The 22,933-nt window shown below is 57.0% G+C and carries 20 protein-coding genes; 3 read left to right on the plus strand and 17 right to left on the minus strand.

Features of this window, described 5'->3' with window-relative positions; translation table 11 throughout:
• Positions 1-35: 35 nt before the first annotated feature.
• The 12 genes from C8P63_RS10910 to C8P63_RS10965 all read right to left on the minus strand — a co-directional run bounded on the left by C8P63_RS10910 (position 36) and on the right by C8P63_RS10965 (position 10,854).
• Entirely contained in the window at positions 36-1,037 is a 1,002-nt protein-coding gene (locus tag C8P63_RS10910; protein WP_108024074.1) for a PP2C family protein-serine/threonine phosphatase, read from the minus strand.
• A 288-nt stretch (positions 1,038-1,325) separates the two neighbouring features.
• A complete protein-coding gene (locus C8P63_RS10915) occupies positions 1,326-1,676 on the minus strand; it encodes a type II toxin-antitoxin system PemK/MazF family toxin (protein WP_108024076.1) in 351 nt (116 codons plus the stop codon).
• Positions 1,677-1,681: 5 nt separating this feature from the next.
• Positions 1,682-1,990 (minus strand): CopG family ribbon-helix-helix protein, encoded by a 309-nt coding sequence (locus C8P63_RS10920; protein WP_108024078.1) that lies wholly within the window; start codon positions 1,988-1,990, stop codon positions 1,682-1,684.
• 208 nt (positions 1,991-2,198) lie between these two features.
• The gene (gene alr, locus C8P63_RS10925) at positions 2,199-3,380 is read right to left on the minus strand and encodes an alanine racemase (protein ID WP_108024080.1); all 1,182 of its coding nucleotides are present in this window, start codon (positions 3,378-3,380) and stop codon (positions 2,199-2,201) included.
• On the minus strand, positions 3,367-3,810 hold the full coding sequence (locus tag C8P63_RS10930) for a hypothetical protein (RefSeq protein ID WP_108024082.1): 444 nt from the start codon (positions 3,808-3,810) through the stop codon (positions 3,367-3,369). Before C8P63_RS10930 ends, alr begins: the two co-directional genes overlap by 14 nt.
• A gap of 129 nt (positions 3,811-3,939) precedes the next feature.
• Complete coding sequence (locus tag C8P63_RS10935) at positions 3,940-4,992, minus strand: oxidoreductase (RefSeq protein WP_245920848.1); 1,053 nt, start codon at positions 4,990-4,992, stop codon at positions 3,940-3,942.
• A gap of 140 nt (positions 4,993-5,132) precedes the next feature.
• Complete coding sequence (locus C8P63_RS10940; protein WP_108024084.1) at positions 5,133-6,164, minus strand: outer membrane lipoprotein-sorting protein; 1,032 nt, start codon at positions 6,162-6,164, stop codon at positions 5,133-5,135.
• 77 nt (positions 6,165-6,241) lie between these two features.
• Positions 6,242-7,780 carry an NAD(P)H-hydrate dehydratase gene (locus C8P63_RS10945; protein WP_108024086.1) on the minus strand — a complete coding sequence of 513 codons (1,539 nt, stop codon included), beginning with the start codon at positions 7,778-7,780 and terminating at the stop codon, positions 6,242-6,244.
• Positions 7,781-7,857: 77 nt separating this feature from the next.
• Positions 7,858-8,232, minus strand: coding sequence for a holo-ACP synthase (acpS, locus tag C8P63_RS10950; protein WP_108024180.1), 375 nt, complete (start codon positions 8,230-8,232; stop codon positions 7,858-7,860).
• A 23-nt stretch (positions 8,233-8,255) separates the two neighbouring features.
• Entirely contained in the window at positions 8,256-9,371 is a 1,116-nt protein-coding gene (locus C8P63_RS10955) for an ABC transporter permease (protein ID WP_108024087.1), read from the minus strand.
• The gene (locus C8P63_RS10960; protein WP_108024090.1) at positions 9,368-10,282 is read right to left on the minus strand and encodes an ABC transporter ATP-binding protein; all 915 of its coding nucleotides are present in this window, start codon (positions 10,280-10,282) and stop codon (positions 9,368-9,370) included. The genes C8P63_RS10955 and C8P63_RS10960 overlap by 4 nt, the downstream gene beginning before the upstream one ends.
• A 146-nt stretch (positions 10,283-10,428) precedes the next feature.
• The gene (locus C8P63_RS10965; RefSeq protein WP_108024092.1) at positions 10,429-10,854 is read right to left on the minus strand and encodes a DUF2621 family protein; all 426 of its coding nucleotides are present in this window, start codon (positions 10,852-10,854) and stop codon (positions 10,429-10,431) included.
• Positions 10,855-11,086: 232 nt separating this feature from the next.
• Here C8P63_RS10965 and C8P63_RS10970 point away from each other — a divergent pair, with 232 nt between their 5' ends.
• A complete protein-coding gene (locus C8P63_RS10970) occupies positions 11,087-13,351 on the plus strand; it encodes a transglycosylase domain-containing protein (RefSeq protein WP_108024094.1) in 2,265 nt (754 codons plus the stop codon).
• A 162-nt stretch (positions 13,352-13,513) separates the two neighbouring features.
• Here C8P63_RS10970 and C8P63_RS10975 read toward each other — a convergent pair whose 3' ends face one another.
• From C8P63_RS10975 to C8P63_RS10985, 3 genes are all read right to left on the minus strand, one after another.
• Positions 13,514-15,082 (minus strand): cation:proton antiporter, encoded by a 1,569-nt coding sequence (locus tag C8P63_RS10975; protein WP_108024182.1) that lies wholly within the window; start codon positions 15,080-15,082, stop codon positions 13,514-13,516.
• 140 nt (positions 15,083-15,222) lie between these two features.
• Positions 15,223-16,740 (minus strand): ABC transporter permease/substrate-binding protein, encoded by a 1,518-nt coding sequence (locus C8P63_RS10980; protein WP_108024184.1) that lies wholly within the window; start codon positions 16,738-16,740, stop codon positions 15,223-15,225.
• Positions 16,740-17,792: an ABC transporter ATP-binding protein gene (locus C8P63_RS10985; protein ID WP_108024096.1), complete on the minus strand. Its 1,053-nt coding sequence runs from the start codon at positions 17,790-17,792 to the stop codon at positions 16,740-16,742. Before C8P63_RS10985 ends, C8P63_RS10980 begins: the two co-directional genes overlap by 1 nt.
• A gap of 266 nt (positions 17,793-18,058) precedes the next feature.
• Here C8P63_RS10985 and C8P63_RS10990 point away from each other — a divergent pair, with 266 nt between their 5' ends.
• Both C8P63_RS10990 and C8P63_RS10995 read left to right on the plus strand, forming a co-directional pair.
• Positions 18,059-18,352 (plus strand): antibiotic biosynthesis monooxygenase family protein, encoded by a 294-nt coding sequence (locus tag C8P63_RS10990; RefSeq protein WP_108024098.1) that lies wholly within the window; start codon positions 18,059-18,061, stop codon positions 18,350-18,352.
• Positions 18,353-18,392: 40 nt separating this feature from the next.
• Positions 18,393-18,842, plus strand: coding sequence for a hypothetical protein (locus C8P63_RS10995; RefSeq protein ID WP_108024100.1), 450 nt, complete (start codon positions 18,393-18,395; stop codon positions 18,840-18,842).
• Positions 18,843-19,030: 188 nt separating this feature from the next.
• Here the strand turns inward: C8P63_RS10995 and C8P63_RS11000 are convergent, their stop codons facing one another.
• Both C8P63_RS11000 and C8P63_RS11005 read right to left on the minus strand, forming a co-directional pair.
• On the minus strand, positions 19,031-20,356 hold the full coding sequence (locus tag C8P63_RS11000) for an MFS transporter (RefSeq protein WP_108024102.1): 1,326 nt from the start codon (positions 20,354-20,356) through the stop codon (positions 19,031-19,033).
• Positions 20,357-20,713: 357 nt separating this feature from the next.
• On the minus strand, positions 20,714-22,669 hold the full coding sequence (locus C8P63_RS11005) for a heavy metal translocating P-type ATPase (protein WP_108024105.1): 1,956 nt from the start codon (positions 22,667-22,669) through the stop codon (positions 20,714-20,716).
• Positions 22,670-22,933 lie beyond the last annotated feature (264 nt).

Genomic DNA, 22,933 nt, shown 5'->3' on the forward strand with positions numbered 1-22,933 from the left:
ACCCGATGGTCCGTTTTTAAAACCGGCTGAACCGTTCAGGATTTTCTGCGGATGAGAAGGATGGTTTGATCGTCTTTCAGGTCGTAATTCGCCTTCTCGAACAAATCCTGATAGATGGCTTCCACCGCCTGCTGAGCGGGAAGTTGGAGGTGAGGTTTCACCAGCTCCTTAAATCTTTCCCGCCCCAGGAACTGACCGTCGATCCGTGCTTCGGTGACTCCGTCGGAAAAAAGAATGATGGCGTCCCCGGGGGCCAGAGTGAGGGAGTATTCTTCATAGGATATATCCTTCGCCACCCCCAGAACCAACCCGCGCGTCGTCATATCCTCGAAGGTTTGGGCTTTCGCCCGGTGGAATATACCCGGTTCGTGCCCGGCAGCGGCATACCGGAATATATGCTCCTCAGAATCATATACCCCGTAAACCATGGTGATGAACATGCTGGGATCGACATTTCTTTCCACCACCGTGTTCAGGCGACGGAGTGTCTCCGACGGTCCCAAGGGATGATCCATCTGGTCCATGGCGTACTTGATCATGGACATGCAGAGTGCCGCCGGAATCCCTTTCCCGATGATGTCTGACAGCGCCACCCCGAGCGAACCGCCTCCGTGGTTGACGAAGTTGTAGTAATCCCCGCTCATGCGGTTGGCGGGAACACTGATCACTCCCACTTCCAAATCCTTTACCGCGGGGGGCGAGTCGGGGAGGAGTGTCTGCTGCATCCCTACCGCCACTTCGATTTCATATTCCAGCTCCCGCTGCCGGTTCAGCAAATTTTCATGCTCCCGAAGTGCAATCCCGTAACCAATCATCATTTCGATCAGGAGATTGAAGGAAAGCCGGACGTTCTCAGGCAGGTCGGGCATTTGCCGCTTCACGGCCTCCGCGTGGATCGTAACCATTTCCTCCGGGGGAATTTTTTGCTCCAACATCCATTTGCTCATCTGTTGGGCTGCGTACAGCTGATCTTCCTGTTTGTCTTTCAGATAGGAGGTGAGCAACTCCTGATACTGTTCAATCATTTTCTCTTTCATCTTGTCACCCCAAATCCGTAGAACCGATGTCCGGTGAAACCTGTTCACCTCACCGGTTGGACAGCATCTTCACTTCCCGCCATTCCGCCCGCCTCCCGTTTCGAAACAGCGGAAATGCGGCCATGCTCCCCCGGGGTCGGGCTGAGCGGCCCGAATCAACATCGCTCCCGGAAAAGATTTTTCAACATTCAGCCCTTATTTTACAATATCCTCATGGATGGTGCAGGAGAGGAAATTACACAAAAAAGGAGATGCCGTTGTACGCACCTCCCGTTTTCGGTATGCAGGTCAGAAATCAATCAGCCCCAGGCTGATGTTGAGCGCCTCATTGACCCGAGTCATCATCTCGTCGTCGAGATGGGTGATTTTGTCGGTCAGGCGCTGTTTATCTATGGTTCTGATCTGTTCCAACAGGATCACCGAATCCCGGTCAAACCCGTAGCTCTTGGCATCAATCTCCACATGGGTGGGCAGTTTTGCCTTTTGGATTTGAGCAGTAATCGCGGCGACGATCACAGTGGGGCTGAACCGGTTCCCAATGTTGTTTTGAATCACCAGAACAGGCCGAACCCCACCTTGTTCAGATCCGACCACTGGAGAGAGATCGGCAAAATAAACATCGCCACGCTTCACAATCAAATGAATTACACCCCACTAACCAGACGAATGGTCGTATCGTCCGCCTCTTCTTCCGCCTCGAAAGCTTCCGACGCAATGTTGAGATTGATCTTGGCCATCTCCATGTAGCCCCGCTGCATCATTTCGCGAATCAGCCTTTTTTTTCGCTCATAGAGATACAGTTTCATCGCCTGGCGAACGAACTCACTCCGATTGGAGTTCTCTTTCTCCACCATCCCGTCAACTTCCTGAAGCAATTGCTGAGGTAAGCTGATCATGATTCTCTTTGTCTCGGACAACGTACGCACCCCCAACAAATCATCACCGTTGGCCATTTTCCCTTTTCAATACTACCATTATGATAACTCCGTTGCAAAAATATACTTTCCAGCCATCCCGCCGGATTCCGGCTTCTCTCTTTTCCGGGAAATCTCCGGAGGGACGAAAGCTCCGGAGCCGCCCAACAGAACAATATTAAATTTATTCGCGACCTATTTTAAAATTCCTTCCACGGGGACATTCTTCCTCCCGGGTGAAGGAAATTCACGGCCCCTCCGGCCGCAGACGGTTGTGAAAATCGACCACCCTGCCGGCTTTCACATAAACCCTGGGAATGCGACGGCTGATTTTGCAGGTAATTTCATAGGAGATGGTACCCAAGAGACGGGCCACTTCATCAACATGCACCATTTCCGCCCCCTGTCTCCCGTACAGAACCACTTCGTCCCCTGCTTCCACCGGCATGGCCGAGGTCACATCCAGCATGGTCTGGTCCATGCATACCCGGCCGATGACGGGAACCTTTTTCCCCCTCACCAGGGCGGTCCCCTTGTTGGAAAGGAGGCGGCTGTAACCGTCGGCATAACCGATCGGGATTGTAGCGATCCACTGCCGCCCGTTCACTACCGCCGTCTTTCCGTAGCTGATTCCCGTGCCTGCGGGAGGCCGCTTCAGCTGAACGATCCGGGTCTTCAGCGTCAATGCCGGCCGAAGCCGAACCGCCTCCCGGTTCACCACTTCCGAAGGATAATAGCCGTACATGCTGATCCCCAACCGGATCATCCCGTGGGACCAATCCGGCATTTCAATGGCGGCGGCACTGTTGGAGCAGTGAACGATGGGAATCCGGACCCCCCCGTCTTCCAGCTGTGCAAGAACCCGGAGGAGTCTTTCATGCTGAGCGATGGCATATTCCTTGTCTTCTTCATCCGCCGTGGCGAAATGGGTGTAGATCCCCTCGATTTCCACCCGGGGATCCCGCGACCACCGGAAGAGGAAGGAAACGGCTTCGTCTTCCCACATTCCCAGCCGGCCCATTCCCGTATCCACCTTCACATGAACCCGGATCTTTCTCCCGGCTTCTGCGGCTTTTCGGGCGATCTCCTCCGCGCTTTCCCCGTCAAAAACCGTCAGGGCGATATCTTGTTCCAGGGCTTTTTTCACTCCTCTTCCTGGAGTATGACCCAAGACCAGAATCGGAGCGGTGATCCCTGCTTGCCTTAATTCCAGCGCTTCATCCAAGAAAGCAACGGCGAGATCGGTCGCCCCGCCGGACAACGCCTCCCGAGCCACGGGAACGGCCCCGTGGCCGTAGGCATCGGCTTTGACGGCGGCCATCAAGCGGCAAGACCGGGGCAAACGGCGACGAAACTCCGCCACGTTGTGCCCGATGGCATCCAGATCGACCACTGCCAGTGTATCTCGGTAATAATCATGGTTTCCCATCTGAACTCAACCCGCGTCTCTTCATTTCCAACCGGACATTCAAGTCTTCGAGAAAATCATCGCTGACGAGAAGCGGCCTTCTCTTCCCGTCGATTTCATAAACATGGGGGAGAACGTGGGAAGGTTTCACCCGGGACAGCGCCACCTCTTCCCGCCGTCCGGAGAACCGAATCACCAGACGATCCGGGTAAAGGGTATACGCCGGACGCAGGAGCAGCCGGTAGAGGGCCGGCACACCCGTCATGAGCACCCCCGCCCAAAGTAGAAGGGCCACAATGAACGGTGTGGACCTCACTTTCTCAAAAAAGGGGACCATCATCAGCAAACCGGCCAGAAACAGCCCCATCTCCGCCAGACGCAGTCCCCGGCTCTTCCGGTAGAGCAACACGGTGTAAGACGTTTTCTCTTCTCGGATCGGTGATGTGTCCATCTGATTCTCCTTTGATCCAAAAAAGGAGCCTGCGGCACCCCCCTTGAACCTGTGCCGTCAGGTTCCCGACTTGTCCAAGGTTATCATACAATCGGATGGCGGGATTTGCAAAGACCCGGCTCTCTTTTTTCAGTAAGGCAGCACCTGTCCCGTCCGGCTGCTTTGGATCGCCCGTTCAATCACCCGGATCACCCGGGTTGCCTCCACCGGGGTGACGGGAGCCGGTCTCCCTTCCCGGATGGCGTCCCGAACCCCGCGGTAGAACGTTTCATACCGGCCTTTCAAGCTGCGGACCCGTTCTTTCCGGAGTCCTTCTTCCCCGGACTCCGTCAGAAAGGCATGGTGTTCGGCCGGCTCCTCCCCCCACCCGGGATCCCCGGGTCTCAATCCCCGTTTCAGGGATTCTTCCTGACTGTCCATACCGGTTTGGATGTAACTCCCCCGGGTCCCGTGAACTTCCCACGTCGGCCCCGGCTCCAACACCATGGAACCCGAATCGAGGATGACCCGGCGCCCGTTTTCGTATTGCAGCACCAGGTGGAACCAATCCGGTGTGGTGGATCCGACCCGTTGGTTCCGGACGTCCGCCCACACCGTCCGGGGTTCGCCGAACAACAGCAAAGCCTGATCAATCAGGTGGGATCCCAGATCGTACAACGTTCCGCCTCCCTCCGGGTCCCGCTCCTTCCACCGATTGCGGACTTCCGGACGGAAACGGTCAAAACGCGCCCGATAGGTATGCACCTCTCCCAGACGCCCCTCCCCGATGTATCGTCGGAGCGTCAGAAAACCGCTATCCCACCGTCGGTTGTGAAATACGCTTAAAAAAAGCCCCTTCGCTTCAGCCAGCCGGGTCAGTTCCCAGGCCTCATCGACCCGGAGGGTGAAGGGTTTTTCCACCACCACATGCTTGCCCGCCTCAAGGGCTTTCTTTGCCTGTACATAGTGAAGGCGGTTGGGAGTGGTCACCACCACCAGGTCAATGCCGGGATCGTCAAACAACTCTTCCGCCTTCTCCACCGGCAAGACGTCCGGAAGCTCTTCGGTCACCTGTCTCCGGCGGCCCGTCACGACTTTCAAAAGCTCCAGGTCCGGAACCGCCCGGATCAGGGGGGCATGGAACACCGAACCGGACAATCCGTAGCCGATCAGACCTGTTCGAATTTTCTCCCCCTGCATCATGTTCTTCCCCCTCCCGCCTCATGACAGTCCGCTTCTGACTGTCAACCGTGATAGTCCTATCCTACCACCGGAGTGCTTCCTTGAAAACCGGATTCCCTGTAAGAGCACGGAAAACAAAAACCCGCCAGGTGGCGGGGGCATCATTTTTCCTTCTGTTCATAGACCGAACGGGCCAGCTTCCACATCTCCGACTCCGGCAACTTGCCGAGAAGTTCGAAATCGATCCCGTCATATGTCCAGGTCAGCCTTTTCTTGCCGTCCGCTTCTAAGAGAACCCCCGTGGTGAAGCCCAGATCCAACGGTTTTCCGTATACCGGGAGGCTCGCCTGCACGGCCCGGGGCTTCCTCTGGGTGAGGGTGAACGGCTTCTTTCCTTTGTAACGCATGATCACCGTTTTTCCCCCGGGAGTATCAACCGCGGTTTCGTCGGCCAACCGGCTTCCTTCCGGAATCCACTCCGGAGTGATGGTTTCCAGCTCTTCTTTCTTTTTGTCGGTCTTCTTTTCTTTCCCGCCCAGGGTGGGAACACTCAAACCCGCAGATCCAGTCATGTTCCGCTCCATCTCAAAGGCGTCTTTGTCAAAAGAAGCGTTCGGCTCAAAGCGGTCAAAGTCCACTTCCACCATCACTTTTCCGTCTTCGTTCAGCACTTCCACTTTTTTGGGGTGATAGTCCTTATCCAACCAGATCCGTTGCTTGTTCATCGCCTGATTCTGGCTGTAATTGGCCGCCACCTTGAATTGGTAGTCTTTATCGGAAGTCACCATTTCCCGGCCGGAATCATCGATAATACTGTTCAACAAGGACTGGTAAAGGTACACCTGACCCCCGTTTTCCGGCCAGTCGCTTTGAAAGCGGAAGCTCTTTTCAAGATGCGGGGTGAGAACGAAAACCCCCTCATCATTTCGAAGCAGGATCTGCGTGACGTCCTTTTTTGTGTTTTTCAAAGCCACCCGGTAAAAGTGTGGTTTCTTATACCAAACCTCCACCTCGTATTCCAGGGGGGTGTTGCTGGAGCGAATCACCAGTTTGCCTTGGCTCTTGTATCCCTTCATCTTTTCGAAACGCTTGGACAGGTCACTCACCACTTGCTCGGGGCTTTTCTCCCCGCAACCGGTCAGACCGACCGTTGTCAGCAAGACAACCACGAGTACCCATGAGATCCGACGCATTTCATCATCCCTTTCCCCGTGGAGAAACGGCTTCCACCCGTTTCCTCAAGAGATGTGTCGGTCAGGCACGGGCACGATCACCGGGCTTGATGGAGGGCGTCGCCGATCTTTTCGATCACATCGGAAGCGAGGACGCTGTGGTCCGAAGCGGTGACCGCCAGGCGCCCTGCCAACCCGTGAAGGTGAACTCCCAGCGGGATGGCCGACTCCACCGGGAGTCCCCGGGCCAAGAGCGCTCCCAGGACACCGGTCAGTACATCCCCGGATCCGGCTTTGGCCAAGGCCGGTGTACCGGTCGTGTTGACCACTTGCCGGCCATCGGGAAAGGCGATCACCGTATAAGTTCCCTTCAACACCACTGCGGCCCCGGTCTTCTCCGCCAGCTCCAGAGCGATCCGGTGGCGGGACGACTCCACTTCCTTCACCGAAATGCCGGTCAGGCGGGCCATCTCCCCCGGATGGGGGGTAAGGACCGTGGGTTTTCCCCGTTTTTTGAGGATGGAGGGATTCCCGGCGAGCCCATTGAGCGCATCGGCATCCAGCACGAGGGGGCAGGGGATGGAAAAAAGCAGATCTTCCAGCCACTCTGTCTCCCCGTCAAAGCGTCCCAATCCCGGACCGACGGCAACCGCGTCAAAACCGGAAAGCCGCTTTTCCCAGTCCGGGGGAGTCGCCCGCGTGAAGCATCGGTCGTCCCCTTCGGGCCAACCCCACACGAGTGCCTCCGTCACCTTGGCGGACAGGGGGATCTCCTGTCCCTGCGGAACTCCCAGGGTCACCATTCCCGCGCCGGTCCGAAGCGCGGCCATGCCGGAGAGGGCGGCCGCTCCCAGCATTCCCCGGGAACCTCCCAGCACCAGGAGGTGACCGTGGGTCCCTTTGTGACTCCAGCGGGACCGGGGAAGGAGATGATCTTCCCACAGGGCCGGGCCGTTGATCCGGGTCCGGGGTGGATGCCGCTCCACCGCCGCCTGCGGAATGCCGATGGGGGCCACTTCCACCTCGCCGCAGGCTTTGGCCCCGGGAAGCAGGTAATGACACCATTTCGGAGCCGCAAAGGTTACGGTGAGGTCGGCATGGACCGCCTCTCCGGCCACTTCCCCCGTGTCGGTATTCACCCCGCTCGGCACATCCACGGAGAGGAGAAAGGGGGGACGGCTCCGGTTCAACGTCTGAACGATCCTGCGGACCGGTTCCCTCAGTTCCCCCCGCACTCCCGTTCCCAACAGGGCATCCACCGCCACATCCGCTTGACCGAGGTCGGTGGTGAGCTCCCCTTCCCGGCCGGGTTCGAACGGTTTCACGGCCAACCCCATGTTCCGGCAGACCTCGTGGAAAGCCCGGGTTTCCGGCGACATCTTTTCTGCCGGTCCGGATCGCCATACGGAGACATTCCATCCGGCCGTCGACAGGTACCGGGCGATCACGAAACCGTCTCCGCCGTTGTTGCCCGATCCGGCCAGGACCACAACCCTCTTCGCCTCCGGAAAACGCTTCATCAACGTGCGGGCGCAAGCCCCGCCCGCATTCTCCATCAGAGCCACGCCCGGCATCCCCATCGATTCGATGGTATACCGGTCCAGATCGCGCATCTCCTGTGCAGTGTAGAGATACAAAAATGTCCCTCCCAACCGTGTTATAACTATATGTGCGGCCCTGTCCCGATATGCAGACAAGGTTGACAGGCCGCCTTTCACCGCCGTTCAAGAACCGCAAACGCCGCAGCGTACTCCCGTGTGTGGGTGACGGAGAGATGGACCATCACCGATTCGTCCCATCCCAACCGCTCCAATGCGGCGGGGTCGATCCGGGCGTGGGGTTTTCCCTTTTCATCGTTGCGGATCATAATCTCCCTGAATCCGATGACAGAGCCGATTCCGGTGCCTGCCGCCTTCGCGACCGCTTCCTTGGCCGCAAACCGTCCCGCCAGCCACTCCGCCCGACGGAATCCGCCTTCCGGAAGCTCACTTCTCTCTTCCCGGGAAAGAATCCGACCGGCCAGTCGTTCCAGGCCCGTTTTTTGAATCCTCGCGATCTCCGTCAGATCGGTGCCGATCCCCAGAATCATCGCCACACCCTCCTTTTCCCCGTTCATCTCACATCCCATCGGAAGGTCAGCGCCGCCGTCGTAAATGCCACCACCACCCATGCTCCCAGGACCGCCGCGGGGACCCAGAGCTGGATCAGGGTGGCCCCTTCGTTCATCACTTTGCGCAGGGCATCGGTCAAATACCCGATGGGGATCGCCTTCACCAGGGGCTGCAGGATTCCGGGAAGATCCCGGACCGGGAAGAAAATCCCTCCCACAAAAATCATGGGAAAGGAGATCAAACCGGCAATCGGAGCGGCGCTCTCCGGCGTCCGGGACAGACTGGCGATAATGAAACCGATCGACATGAAGGTGAGCGTGCCGAGGAGGATGAACATGATAAGGAGCAGCCAGGAACCGTACACGTGGACCCCGAAGACGAAATAGCCGACGAAAAGCACCGCCACCGCCTGCAACCCGTTCAGAATCACACGGGCGGTAATCTGTCCCGCGATAAAGGTGGAACTTTTGAGAGGGGTCCCCTGCATCCTTCGAAGAATCCCCCGTTCCCGCCAGGAGGCGATGGTGGCTGCCACGCCGTTCAGGTTGCTGCTCATGATCATCAGCGACAGAATACCGGGAACCAGGAAATCGATATAACCGAGTGGGCGGGACTGGATGTCGATTTCCTCCGTCTTCACCAAAGGGCGGTAATCCACGGCTTCTTTGTTCAACTTGTCCACCGCTTCCCGGATGACCGTGGAGCCCACCTGGGAAACGGCCGGATTGCTTTTATCCAGATACAGCGCCACCAGGGGTTTTTCCTTTTTCCCTTTTTGCCCGCTGGTTTCCAGTTGTTTTCCCAATCCCGCCTTCAGTACCACCAGGATTTGCGCATCTCCTTTTTTCAGCCGGGATAAGCCCTGGGCGCGGGACGTTTCGGCCACTTGGAGCCCTTCGGTATTGGAAAGCTCTTCGAAAACGGCCCGGGAGCGGGGAGTTTGATCCTCGTCGGCCACCGCCACGCTCATCTGAAATTGATTGGTTCCCCCCTCCCCCAGAAACGTCCCCAAAGCCAGCATCATGAAGATCGGTAAAAACAGCGACCAAATGATGGTATTTTTGTTCCGTGCGAACAACAGCAACTGGGCCCAAGTCAATCGCCAATATGCTTTCATTGTTCTGTCAGCCTCTTTCCGGTCCGTTCGAGGAATACGTCCTCCAAGGTTGCCGAGCGGGTGCGAAGCCCGTTCAATACCAAGCCCTCCCGGTCGGCCAGGGGGATCAGCCCAGACAGCGTTCCCCTGAGATTGTCGGTCAGCAAGAGCATCCATCCCCCGTCGGTACGCTTCACTTCCTTGACTCCTTCCAGTTCGCGAAAGTGGGCGTCGGAGACCCCCCGTTCCGCCGCAAACTCGATGACACTGTCGGAAGCCAGCTGCCGGATGAGCCGGGCGGGGGTGTCCAGAGCGATCACCCGCCCGCTGTCCATGATTGCCACCCGGTCACAGAGCTGTTCGGCCTCCTCCATATAGTGCGTGGAAAGAAACAGCGTCCTCCCCTCTTCCTTCAAGTGGAGGATGATCTCCCACAGTGCCCGTCGGGCCTTGGGATCCAGCCCGGTGGTGGGTTCATCGAGGAAGATCACCCGAGGGTCATGGACCACCGCCAGTGCGATCGCCAGCCGTTGACGCTGCCCGCCGGATAAATGCTTGACAAGCGTTCTCCTTTTTTCCTCCAGATCGAAAGACCGGAGGAGTTCCGCCGGCGGACGCATCTTTTTATAGAAGCTGCCGTAAAGGAGGATGCTCTCTTCCGTACTCAGGTGGTCAAACAAGGCGGTGGACTGCAGCTGGATCCCGATGATTTCCTTCAGTTTGGCTGGCTTTCGGATCCCGTCCACCCCGAACAGACACACTTCTCCCCTGTCCGGTTTCCTCAAGCCTTCCATCATTTCCATCGTGGTGGTTTTTCCTGCTCCGTTGGGTCCCAACAGGCCGAACACTTCCCCTTCGGCCACCTCGAACCCCACACCGTCGACCACCCTCGTTCCGCCGTAACTTTTCACCAAGTTGCGTACCCGTATCATGAATGCCTCCACTTGATCTCGTTTCGCGTGATGGGCCGGAAAAATGTTCCGTTCCCGTCCAGTATAGCACAGCCCGTCCGAAACCCCGAAAAGAAGGTTGGATCGGGCCGAAACAGGAAAAGGGCATCACCATCGGTGACACCCTTTCATTGAAGCAGTTGCCGGTAGGGAGACAGATCCACCTCTTTCCGTTCCAGAGTTTCGATCAGCCACTTGTGGTCCCTTTTGGGGGTGGCCAGGATATAACCCCGGACGATGAGGTCCTGCGTCATCCGGTCTGCGTCTTCCCTGACGGCGAGCTCCCCGATCTTTCCGGCGATCGTCCGTTTTGCCGTGTCCCGGAACAGCTGGGGAACCGGCTGAACCAGCTCGTCCAGCAGCCTCCGTTGTTCCTCCGTCCAGAGATGTCGGGTTTTTTCTATATAGTGTTCCTGCCAGTCCAGCTCGGACTTGCCGTCTTCCTTCGGCATTCCCTTCATAAATTTACGGAACATGAAGTAACCGCCGGTGGCCAGGAACCAGATCATGAACAAAAACCACGGAATCATCACCCAGATGATCCATTCCGGCATGACTGTATCACCTCTTGAAAGGCCTGTCCTATCCAGTTCGTTCATCCTCATTTTAGCACGAACCGGCGATCTTCGCCGCAATCTTCCCCGATTATAGGAGGTTCGGACCGGGTCCGCAAGCTTCGCGAAGCAAAAAAGGCGGGTGCTTTAAAGTAAAGTCTGTATAAACACGGTTCTGCTTTTCCCCGGCGCCCAGTATGATATATATTGTACCTTGGGAGGAGAGAATCGAATGAACGCTCGCATTATGAAATCATACGGCCGTTTGTTTTGGAATTCCATGATGACCAAAAAGTGGTGGCTGTTAGTCCTCTCCACCACCGTTCTCATCATCTTTGGAGGATTTGCCACGGTGATGATGACCACCAACCTTTACAATCTGGAAAGCCTGAAGGACATGCGGTTCGCCACCACCCTCTACGACCATCGGGGAAAAAAAGTCACCACCCTCGGGAGCACCCAGCGGGAATATGTGGACCTGGACAATGTAAAATCAAAGGAATTGGCCCAGACCTTTGTTTACGTGGAAGATGAGCGCTTTTACGAGCATAACGGCGCCGATCTGAAAGGGATCGGCCGCGCGTTGGCAGTGGACATCCTGACGATGAGTCCCAAAGAAGGAGCCAGCACCATCACCATGCAGGTGGCCCGGAACGTGATCCTCAACGACCGGGATAAAACGTTTATGCGGAAAGTCAGCGAAATCGCCCTCGCCTACAACCTGGAACGAAAGTACACGAAAAAAGAGATCCTGGAATCCTACCTCAACTACATCTACCTCGGGAACGGTGTATCCGGAATCCAGATGGCGTCCAAAATTTACTTCGGAAAAGATCTGACCAAAGAGAAACTGGAACCCCACGAAATGGCGCTGCTGGCCGGCCTCCCCAAAGCGCCGGAAGGGTACAATCCCTACCGGAAACCGGAAGCCGCCAAACAGCGCCGCAACGTGGTTTTGAAAAAGATGGCGGAAAAGGGTCTGATCTCGGAGCAGGAAAAAGAGAAATACCAGCAAATGGAGTTGGGAGTGAACAAAAACTACCTGGCCAAATACAAACAGAAAGAACATTACACCGCCTATAAGGAATACGTGCTGGACGAAGCTGAAAAACGCTACGGCCTCAACGCCCAGGAATTGGTGAACGGCGGTTACAAAGTTTACACCGGACTGAACGTGAAAGCCCAACGTTCCTTGGAGGAAAACCTGAAGAAAGACGCCTTCTATCAAAACCACAAAAACCTGGACGCCGGCGCCACCATCCTCGACCCCAAGACCGGGGAAATCGCCGCATTGGGCGGGGGGAGACACTACCTCCCCGGATACCCCAACCGGGCGCTGGCACGTCTGCAACCCGGCTCTTCGATCAAGCCGTTGACGGCTTATGCGCCGGCCATCCAGGAGAAGGGATACAATGAAAACAGCCTGGTGTCCGATGCTCCCTTCACCTATAAAGGTTGGACACCCAAGAACTACGATCGAACCTTCCACGGAACCGTTACACTGAAAGAAGTGGCGGCCCAGTCCATGAACGCGGCGACGGCCCGGCTCCTCACCGAAGTGGTGGGAGTGGACAAAGCCTACGAATATGCCCAGGAGTTGGGATTGGAACCGAAACCGGGGGATAAATCCCCGGCGCCCCTTGCCCTCGGCGGACTGACCGACGGGGTGAACACCCTCCAGATGGCCCAGGCTTATTCCACGTTCGTCCATGACGGGAAATACACCGAAGCCCATACCATCAAAAAAATTGTTGACGTGGACGGAACAGAGCTGGAGCCCGACGAAAAGGTGAAAAAGGATCAGGAGGTCTTTTCCGAACAGACGGCCTGGACCATGACCCAGATCCTGAAGTATGCCGTCGACAACGGAACCGGCCGCAATGCGAAACTTCCCGACGGCCGGGATGTCGCCGGCAAAACCGGTACGACTCAGAAGAGCAAAGAAGCTTGGTTTGTGGGATACACCCCCGAATACGTGATGGCCACCACCGTCTTCAACCATGACGGGGGCCATACGAAACTGAGCGGCGGCGAGTACCCCGCCCGGATCTTCCGGCAGGTGATGAGCGACACACTGGCCGGCACGAAAGTCAGCCGGTTTGAACCGCCGGAAAGCGGATCTTCCGGTGGCGGCTTCCTGGACGGCTTCCTCGGCGGGGATGAGCCGGAGGAGCCGGCGAAACCGCCAAAGCCCGAAGAACCCAGCGAACAACCGGACCTGGAAGAACCCCCACAGGATGTGGATTCGGATGATAGCGGCCAAACCCCACCCTCCGATGACCAGAGCGGACAACAAACCACCGGGGGGGATGGGATCGGTGACAACGAAGGCGATACCACCGGAGGCGATACCGGCGGCAACACCATCGGCGGCGATACCACCGGTGATACCGGCGGCACCAACACCACCGGGGGGGACGACACCGGAGGGAACACCAACGGCGGGGATCCCACCGGAGGCGGCGATACAACCGGAGACACTTCTCCCGAAGGATAATCCAAACAGACTCCCGGAGGACCGGGAGTCTGTTTTGGTTGTTCTCATGACGGGCACAACGGCTGGAGTGGGGTGAAGAACATGAATCGACGATCCGATCGGCTGGTCCCGGGTTGCTGATTTCATCGGACCGACCTTTGGGTCGGTCTTTCCTTTACCCGCTCACGTCTGCTGTTGCTCTTCATTCCCCACCAACCGATCGACGATCTGTGCCCGGTGCCGGTCGGCCACCGGTTTGGAGATGGTATGTTCTCTCTCCATTTCATCCACCGCCCGGTGTTCGGCGTAAAGGACGAGTTGAAGGGCATCGGCCCATTGTTCCTGCTGGAGTTCCGGCCTCTCTTCATACAGCCGGTTCAGTTGCTCCCGGGCGCTTTCCTGTTTCTCCTCGTACTTCCGGATCATCTGTTCATGGAGAACCGGGGACAGGGTGCCTTTCTCCTTCAATCGGTCCAATTCCTGTTGGGCGGCCCGGCTGCGCTGAAGAAGCGCCAACCGTTCTTCGTATTCCGTCAGGCTTTCCGCTTCCTGCTTCACCCCCAGCCACCGGACCAAGGACTTGAGGGTCAACCCCTGGACAATCAGGGAGAAGAGAACGACACTGTAGGCGAGAACCAGCACCTCTTCCCGGCCGGGGAAATCGGCGGGAAGACTGAGCGCCAGGGCAATGGACAGGGATCCCCGCAATCCTCCCCAATTGAAGATGTGTTTCCATGACCGGGGAAGTTTGCGAAGCGGCAACAAACTCACATAGACGGCCACGCTCCGCGCGATCAGCACAATCAGAATGGCCAGGGAGATGTCTCCCCATTTGTCCCCGATATCGACAGCGGTCACTTCCAGCCCCACCATGAAGAACACCAGGGAATTGGCCAAGAGGGCCAAGACGTCCCAGAAGGTCCGGATATTCAACTTGGTGGTGGGGTTCATGCCGATCCGGGCCCCGTAGTTCCCGAAGATCAGCCCCGCGGTCACCACTGCGATCACCCCGGATAAGTGGAAGATTTCCGCAACCAGAAAAGCTCCGTAAAAAAGAATGACGGAAAAAATGATTTCGAGCGGATAATCATCGAAGAACCGGGTCAGCCGAGAAAAAACACAGCCCAGGATCCCCCCGACGGCCAATCCTCCGGAAACCACCTTCACAAACTCCAAGCCCGCCATCCCCATTCCGGCCGCCCCGGCGCCCAGATAGGCGAGAAGGGAGAGGGAGGAGATATGGAACAAAACGACGGCCAAGCCGTCATTCACCAAGCTCTCCCCCTCCATCACCGTGGACAACCGCTCGTTCACTCCCATGCTTTTGAAGATGGAAAGGACACTGACCGGGTCCGTCGCCGCCATAAGCGCGGCAAAAGTAAAGGCTGCAGTGACGGATAGGCCGATCCATCCCATGGAAAGAAAACCCACGGTCAGGTAGGAGAGAAAGGTTCCCACAAAAGCGAGGATCAGAATCGGTTTCCGGTTTTCGTTCAGGTGGGAGAAGGGCAGTTTCAACGTCGCTTCTCCCAGGAGAGCCGGCAGAAAGATGGAGATCACCGCAAACCGGAAGACATCCTCTTCCGCCACGAACCCCTTCAGTTCCTCCAAGCCCGATACCGGCGCAAGACCGATCAGGGTCCCGGCCACCACCAAGGCAATCGGATAGGCGATATTCAGTTTCTTGGAAAGCGCAGTAATCCCCGCAGCCAGGACCAGTAACAACAGGATCAGTTCAAAGGTGTTTTCCATCTTCGACTCCTTTCCCGATGATCCGGATACAAGAGGCATCTTCCCCTTTCTCCGCCACGGCGGGTTCCTTCTTTCTATATTCTTTTCACGGGGGAAGATCTCATTAAAAAAGGCGGTTTGCACCGCCGAGTGAAGGGAGTTTAATCGACCAGCCCTTTTTTCTCCAGGAATTCCCGGGCCACCCGGGCCGGATCTTCGTCTTTGAAGTCCACCCGGTAGTTCATCCGGCGCATCTCGTCCTCGTCAATTTTACCGGCCAATTGGTTCAACGCCTTTTCCAGTTCGGGATGTCGATCCAGGGTTTCTTTCCGGAGAAGGGGGGCTCCTTGATAAGGGGGGAACAGGTTTTTGTCGTCTTTCAGTACCACCAGGTTGTACTCGATCATGTAGCCGTCAGTGGAGTATGCGTCAATGAGGTCCACGTCTCCGCTCTGGATCGCCTTGGAACGGAGACCGGCATCCATGGTCTTTATGCGGGGAAGAGTGAGGCCGTATTTTTTGCGGATCCCCTTGTACCCGTCCTCCCGATCCTTGAATTCAAAGGTGAAACCGGCAGTCAGATCTTCGACGTGAGGTTTCAGATCGGAGATGGTCTTCAGCCCGTATTTTTCCGCCGTTTTTTCCTTCACCGCAAGCGCATACGTATTGTTGTACTTCATCGGCTTCAGCATCACCATATCCTGCTTTTTGAGGAGTCCTTCTTTTGCCTGGCGGTCTACTTCCCCTTCGTCATTACTGACCGGTTGCTCTTTCAGAAGGGTGGTGATGGCCGTCCCCGTGAATTCGGGGTAAATGTCGATGTCTCCTTTTTGGAGGGCTTTAAAGAGAAAATCGGTGCCGCCCAGACCCGGTTCTAATTTTACATTCAACTCGGTTTCTTCTTCGATCAGGATTTTATACATATTGACCAATATTTCCGGTTCCGCTCCCAACTTCCCGCCGATCACCACGTCTTCACCGGTACCGTCCGTCGCCAGGGGCACGAGAACCACGAGGGCGGCCACCAGCACCACAACGAGGATGGGCCGGAAGGAGGCTCCCCGGGAGCGTTTCTCGGTGAGACGCAACACCCCATCGAAAAAGATGGCCAAAAGGGCGGCGGGAATGGCACCGAGCAGAATGTATCCGTTATCCGCCCGTTGGATACCCGTCAAGATGAGATCCCCGAGGCCCCCCGCCCCGATGAGAGCAGCCAGGGTGGCCGTTCCCACAATCAGCACCATGGCCGTCCGGATCCCTGCCATAATCACCGGCATCGCCAACGGTAGCTCCACTTTGACGAGACGGCGTCCGGAACTCATGCCCATCCCCGTGGCCGCTTCCGTCAAAGCCGGGTCCACCTCTTTGATCCCGGTGTACGTGTTCCGGAGGATCGGCAAAAGTGCGTAGGCGGTCAAAGCGATGACCGCAGGGACCTTTCCGATTCCGATGAGAGGGATCATGAATCCAAGCAGGGCCAGGCTGGGAATCGTTTGCAACACGGCCGTCACCCCGATCACGTACTCGGCCGTTTTTTGCTTTCGGGTAAGATAAATGCCCAGGGGAAGAGCGATCAGGACGGCAATGAGGAGGGAGAGGAGTGACAGCTGGAGGTGTTCCCAGGCGGTTTGAAGCAGAACATCGGAATGCTTTTCCACCAGCTCGATCCATTGGTTCATCATCCCTTCACCTCCCCGGTGTGAGCGGTTCGCTCCAGGTATTCCACGATGTGCCGGTGAGAGAGGACACCGATCAACTTATCTCCCCGCAGCACGGGCAGCCAATCGGTTCGGTTCTCCCGAAATACCCGGACCGCATCCCGGAGCTTGGTATCGTTGGAAAGCACCGGTCCGTCGGGATCAAGGGTTTCGTTTTCCAGGCGACCAAGGAACGTTCCCCTTTCATCCCGTAAGAAAAGAGGCCCTTTCCTCTTTTTCGGGTCCCTTTCTTCCACGATTCGGGGACTGTCCGCGTCCGCCATCACATCCACCGCGGTCAGCCAGGGAGATCTCCGGTCCCCGATAAAAGTCCGGACAAAGTCATCGGCCGGGTGGAGAATCAAATTTTGCGGGATGTCGACCTGAACCACCCGCCCTTCCTTCATCAGGCAGACCCGGTCTCCCAGAGCCATTGCTTCATCCATGTCATGGGTGACAAACACCACGGTTTTTCGTATTTCCCGCTGCAGGTTTTGTATATCCTGCTGCAGACGTTCCCGGCTGATCGGGTCGAGGGCACTGAAGGGTTCGTCCATCAGGATCAAGTCCGGGTCCGCCGCCAAGGCCCGGGCCACCCCGACCCGTTGCTGTTGTCCCCCTGAAAGTTCGGAGGGCATCCGATCCCGGAAAGCGGCGGGGTCCATCCCCACCATCTCCAGAAGTTCGTCCACCCGCTTTCGGATCCGGGGTTTGTCCCACTTTTTCATCTCCGGCACCACCGCGATGTTCTCCGCTACGTTCATATGGGGGAACAGCGCGATGCGTTGCAAAACGTAGCCGATGTTCCACCGGAGTTCGTGGATGTTGTAAGTATGGATTTCCCGACCCTTCAGCAAGATTTCCCCTTCCGTCGGCTCGATCAACCGGTTGATCAGTTTCACCGTGGTGGTCTTGCCGCAGCCGCTGGGACCGATCAAAACAAAAAATTCACCTTCATTCACCTCAATATCCAGAGATTTCAAAACTTCCGTACCGTCCGGGTACGTCTTGGACACGGCGGAAAGCCGGATCAACTGAACCCCTCCTTCTTAATCTCTGGGGAGCGAAACGCTCAATTACCCCATTCCGTTCTCCCGGTGATCTGAAACCCTTTTTTCAAGTCTGCGCCATATTTCACCGAAGAAGACCCGGAATCCTCCCGAAAAGGGGATCGGAGATTGTACCGGGCCAGGTCGGATTTGATGATCCCGTGATTTTTTTATGACGGAAGCGGGAGAAATTCCATCCCCCGTCCAAAATCGTTGCCGCTTTGTTAAAATGGAGGAGGGAGGGTTGTCTAATGTACCAAGTGAACAATCGGATTCGGGTGGACTCCCGGGAACACATGGAAACGCTGGTGGAGCGGTTTCGCCAGTCTCCCGCGCGGATGGAAAAGGTCCCCGGCTTCGTTTCCTTCCGTCTGCTGAAGGCGGAAGACGGGACTCACCTGGTGGCGGAAACGGTATTTGAAAGCAAAGAAGATTTCATCCGCTGGACGGAAAGCGAGCATTTCGCCCAGGCTCATGGGGAGCGAAAACGATCGGAGCAGGGCCGGAATGCCGCCACCGAAGGGTTTGAGGTGCTCCTGCCCTGAATTCTACCATCGATTCTGAGTCAGAAATGGGGAAAATGAAATGGACGTCAAAATTGCACTGTTTATCCACATCCTGAGCATCGCCAGCTGGGTCGGCGGCATCACGGTGATGGCCGTCTGGCTCCGCAAGTCGACCAAATTGCATGACCAAGGTCTTTCCATGAAGGAAAGCCTGGTCAACGTCCACAATCTGAACGTGCGCATGATGGTCCCCGTGGCCGTGCTCACGCTGCTGACCGGCCTGTACATGCTGGTGCAGTGGGGGCCGGACAAGCCCCTGTACCTCTTGATCAAGGAGCGCTTCGGAAGTCTGATCGTCCTTCTTTACGCCGTCGGCCTGCCGATTTACGGCGGTCGTCTCTTGAAGAAAGTGAAGGCGGAAACCGATCCCGCCGCCATGACCGGCACCCTCAAACGATATATTCGTCTGTTAAACCTGACCCTGTTGCTTTTGGTGTTCATCATCTTTGCGGTCACGTTCAAGTTTTAAAGACCGATGTTTTCTCATCCGCCGAAGGGCGGATTTTTTCTTTCCGGGATGAAATAGGAGACAGAAAAGCCCGATGGGGAAGAAGCCGGCAAAGATCAGCAGCAGGCCGTCAGACCGGGACAAGGTGAGGCTGATGAACAGGGATCCGCTGCAAACCTCTCCGACTTTCCGGTCGTGGCGGATGTAGCTCAGTTTTTCATGGGGTTGCTTCCAAGCCAAGTTCCTTGTTTGACTTCGGTCGCTGCCCTCGTGCGGGATATGGAAGCCGAAGTTGTCTTCAGGGGGCTTTGCTCTTCATGATTCGCGTCCCCTTTCACCACTCCGCGACTGAGGATGACACCGAGCCACCCCAGCATCATCACGATGAAGAGCACCCTATAAGCCCACATGGCCCCCCATTGGGGAACGGTCTGGGTAAACAAACCCAGCAGGGTGATGCGCAACATGTAACCCACTCCCATGAAGAAGCTGTTCACCCTTCCGATCAACCGATTGGGAACCAACTCCATCATCAGCGTGTTGCGGGCCACCCGTGTGCCGGCGTTCCCCCATCCGAACAGGAACTTGATTGTCAAAAACACCGTCACCACAGGAACCCATGCGAGCACGGAGGTCGCCAGGGTGTAAAAGCCCACCGTGACCAAGAGCGTGACATAGGCCCCCAGGCGGCGCATCAGCCATGGAATCGTGATTCCCGCCGACACGGCCCCGACGGCGTACAGCATTTCCTGAAGCCCCATCACGGCGGCATCTGCCTTCAGCGTGTCCACCACGTAGATCGGATTGAGATAGTTGCTCGCCATCACTCCGATGAAGGGAAGCATCGTGCAAAGAAAAAACAGTGTCAATCGAGGCTGGTTGCGAAGATACCGAGCCCCCTTCGACAGATCCCCCCACCAACTCCGGGAGACGGGAGAAGTCCCTCTCTCCACGCGCTCCCGCCGGTAGGGGAGGGTCCAAAGGAGAAGAAAACCGAGGAGATAGGTGACCGCATCCACCGTCAGGATCCAGTGAAAATCAACCATCCCCAACAGCAAACTGGCCAGACCTCCGCTGATCATGGCCGCTGCCTGGCTCTGCACCTCGAGAAGGCCGTTCAGGGTCCGGTACCGCGATCGGTCGAAGATTTCCTGGACCAAGGCGAACTGGGTCGGGAAATGAAGGTTGTAATACAGAAAAGCGGCGGCGCTGACGGTCACCAACTGCCAGGTGCTGTAATGGCCGGCGATCATCCCCCACAGAGCCAGAGGAAGCGTCACGGCCAGACCGATGCATTGGTTGATCAAGAGCAACCGCTTCCGGGAAAAACGGTCCACCCACACTCCGATCGAAGGGGCCAGTAGAAAGGACATAATGGTCATTCCGAACATCAGGTATCCGAAGGCCGCTTCCCCTCCAGGCCGCTGAATCAGATACCAGGGAACGGCGATCCCCGAAATGCCCGTTCCCACCGAAGAAGCGATATTGGCGGCCAGCAGCGTATACATCCGCCGGTCGTTACACACCGATGTCATCTCTCTCTCACCCGTTTCTCCGCTGATTTCCTTTATCTTACCGCCGTCCGCTCCGCTTCCTCATCGGTGGCAGGGCGGAAATCCGGATACAAAATAAGCCCTGCGACTCCCGCAGGACTCTTCCCGGTCTTTGGTCCGATTGACTTCAGAACCGTGGCTGATTCTCCGCTGGGCAGGACAACAAAGGCGCTTTGGGAGAACACGATTCCCTTTCCATGCTCCGTTTAATCGTTAAAATTGATTTTAATGTTAAACCCATTTTCAGTAAAGGTTTTTTTGAAAAATTAACCACCAAAAGACCCGCCCATCGAGGCGGGCGGGTCTTTTGGTGGTTGTCGTTTGTTCCAAAGTTGATTCTCACCGCAACAGGCGCAAACCGTTCAAAATGACCAAAAGGGTGCTTCCTTCGTGGCCCACGACACCCAGGGGCAAGGGGATTCCCTGCATGAAGTTCGCCGCGATGAGAACGGCAATCACCGCCATGGCGAAGACGAGATTCTGCTGAACCACACCCCAAGTCCGTTTTCCGAGAGCGATGGACTCGGGCACTTTGTTCAGGTCATCGTTCATCAACACCACCCGGGCCGTTTCCAGGGCCACATCGCTTCCGGCCGCCCCCATGGCGATCCCGACGGTGGCTCCCGCCAGCGCGGGGGCATCGTTGACGCCGTCACCCACCATGGCGGTGGGGCCGTTCTCTTCCTCCAGCTGGCGGAGAGCTTTCACCTTTTCTTCGGGAAGGAGTTCCGCACGCACCTCATCGATTCCCGCCTGCCGGGCGATCGCTTCCGCAGTCTGACACCTGTCCCCAGTAAGCATCACCACCCTGAGCCCCAGCTTTTTTAATCGCTCCACGGCGGCCCGGGCTTCCGGGCGAATGGTGTCCCGAAGCGCGATCAGCCCGGCGGGGCCCCGATCGTCGGCAAGGCAGACCACCGTTTTCCCTTGGGATTCCAACCGGCGGAGCGAATCCCGGAATTCGTCACCGGAAAGGATCCACGCCGGTTTCCCCATTTTCCATCGGGATCCGTTCCACTCCGCTTCCACCCCCCGTCCGGTGCGGGAAGTAAAACGGTCCGGCCGTCGGTAATGGATCTTCCGTTCCCCGGCCTTCGCAAGGATGGCCCGGGCGATGGGATGTTCCGACAGGGATTCCAGGGTGGCGGCCGCCTCCAGCACTTCCGCTTCATCCCGGCCTCCCAGGGGGATCACATCGGTGACCGCAGGCTCTCCCCGCGTGAGGGTCCCGGTTTTGTCAAAAGCGACTGCCTTGATCCCGGAAAGGGTCTGGACAATCGCCCCGCCCTTGAAGAGGAGTCCTCTGCGCGCCCCGTTGGACATGGCTGCGAGAACCGCCGGCATGATCGAGGCGACCACGGCACAGGGGGAAGCCACCACCATAAAGACCATGGCCCGGTACACCGTCTCCCCCCATCCCCAGGAGAAGAGAAGCGGGGGCAGGAGAAGAAGCAAGCCAGTCACCGCCAGCACCGCTTTCACGTAAATGGACTCAAACCGTTCCATTTTCCGTTGGGAAGGGGGGGCCTGTTCCTCTGCTTCCCGAACCAGCTTCACAATCCGGGAGAAGGTGCTCTCCTCCGCCGGGCGACCCACCCGGATGATGAGGGATCCGGTCCCGTTCAGGGTCCCGGCAAACACCCCGGTCCCTTTTTCTTTTTCCACGGGGACCGATTCCCCGGTGACCGCCGCTTGGTTCACCTCGGATGCTCCCCGGATCACCGTTCCGTCAGCGGGAATCTGTTCTCCGGGTTTGACCAGGATGAGATCGGACACCTTCAACCGGTCGATGGACACTTCCTGCTCCTCCCCGCCCACAATAAGGCGGGCCGTTTCCGGTTTCAGGGACATCAAGGCCGTCAGATCCCGGCGGCTCTTCTGCTCGGAATAGGCCTCCAGCGCACCGGAAAGGGCGAAGATGAAGATGAGAAGGGCCCCTTCCATCCAGTACCCGATGACCGCCGCTCCGGCAGCGGCAAAGAGCATCAGAAGGTTGACATCCAGCTTTCTCTCCCGGAAGAGAGCCAACAAACCTTCCCGGCCTTTGGCGAAGCCCCCCACCACATAAGCGGTCAGGTAGAAAAGCGAATCGAATGCCCCCAGCCAGCTCTGACCCAGCCAAGCGGTCAGGATCAGCAACCCGCTGACGGCTGCTGCCGCCGCTTCGCCATGGTCCCGGAGAATGGTGTGCCACCATCCTCTTTTTTGATCTTGAGGAGCCTGTTTTTTGGAAACCGGTGTTTGTTGGGATGCGGGAATGGAAACAGGAGGTTCCGCTCTTGCCCAATCGATCATTTCAGACCCCCACCTTTTGTTGAGAATAAAATTCATTGTTACGGCCCTTTAAACGAGCGATGCTGTTTGCCGCCGGCAAACAGCATGGTTCCTTGAGAATGATTCTTGATTTTGGTTAAAGCAAATAGAGTTTACTCAGTGAAACGTATTTGTAATTATTATAAGCTGAGATTTGTTATTTGTTAAACCCTTTTCTTTTTTCGTGACCGGTCGACCCTGGGATCGATACGCAAGGTTCTGTTCGGCAACAGGGTCACATATATA

Source organism: Melghirimyces profundicolus, assembly GCF_003054245.1.
Classification (GTDB): Bacteria; Bacillota; Bacilli; order Thermoactinomycetales; family DSM-45169; genus Melghirimyces; species Melghirimyces profundicolus.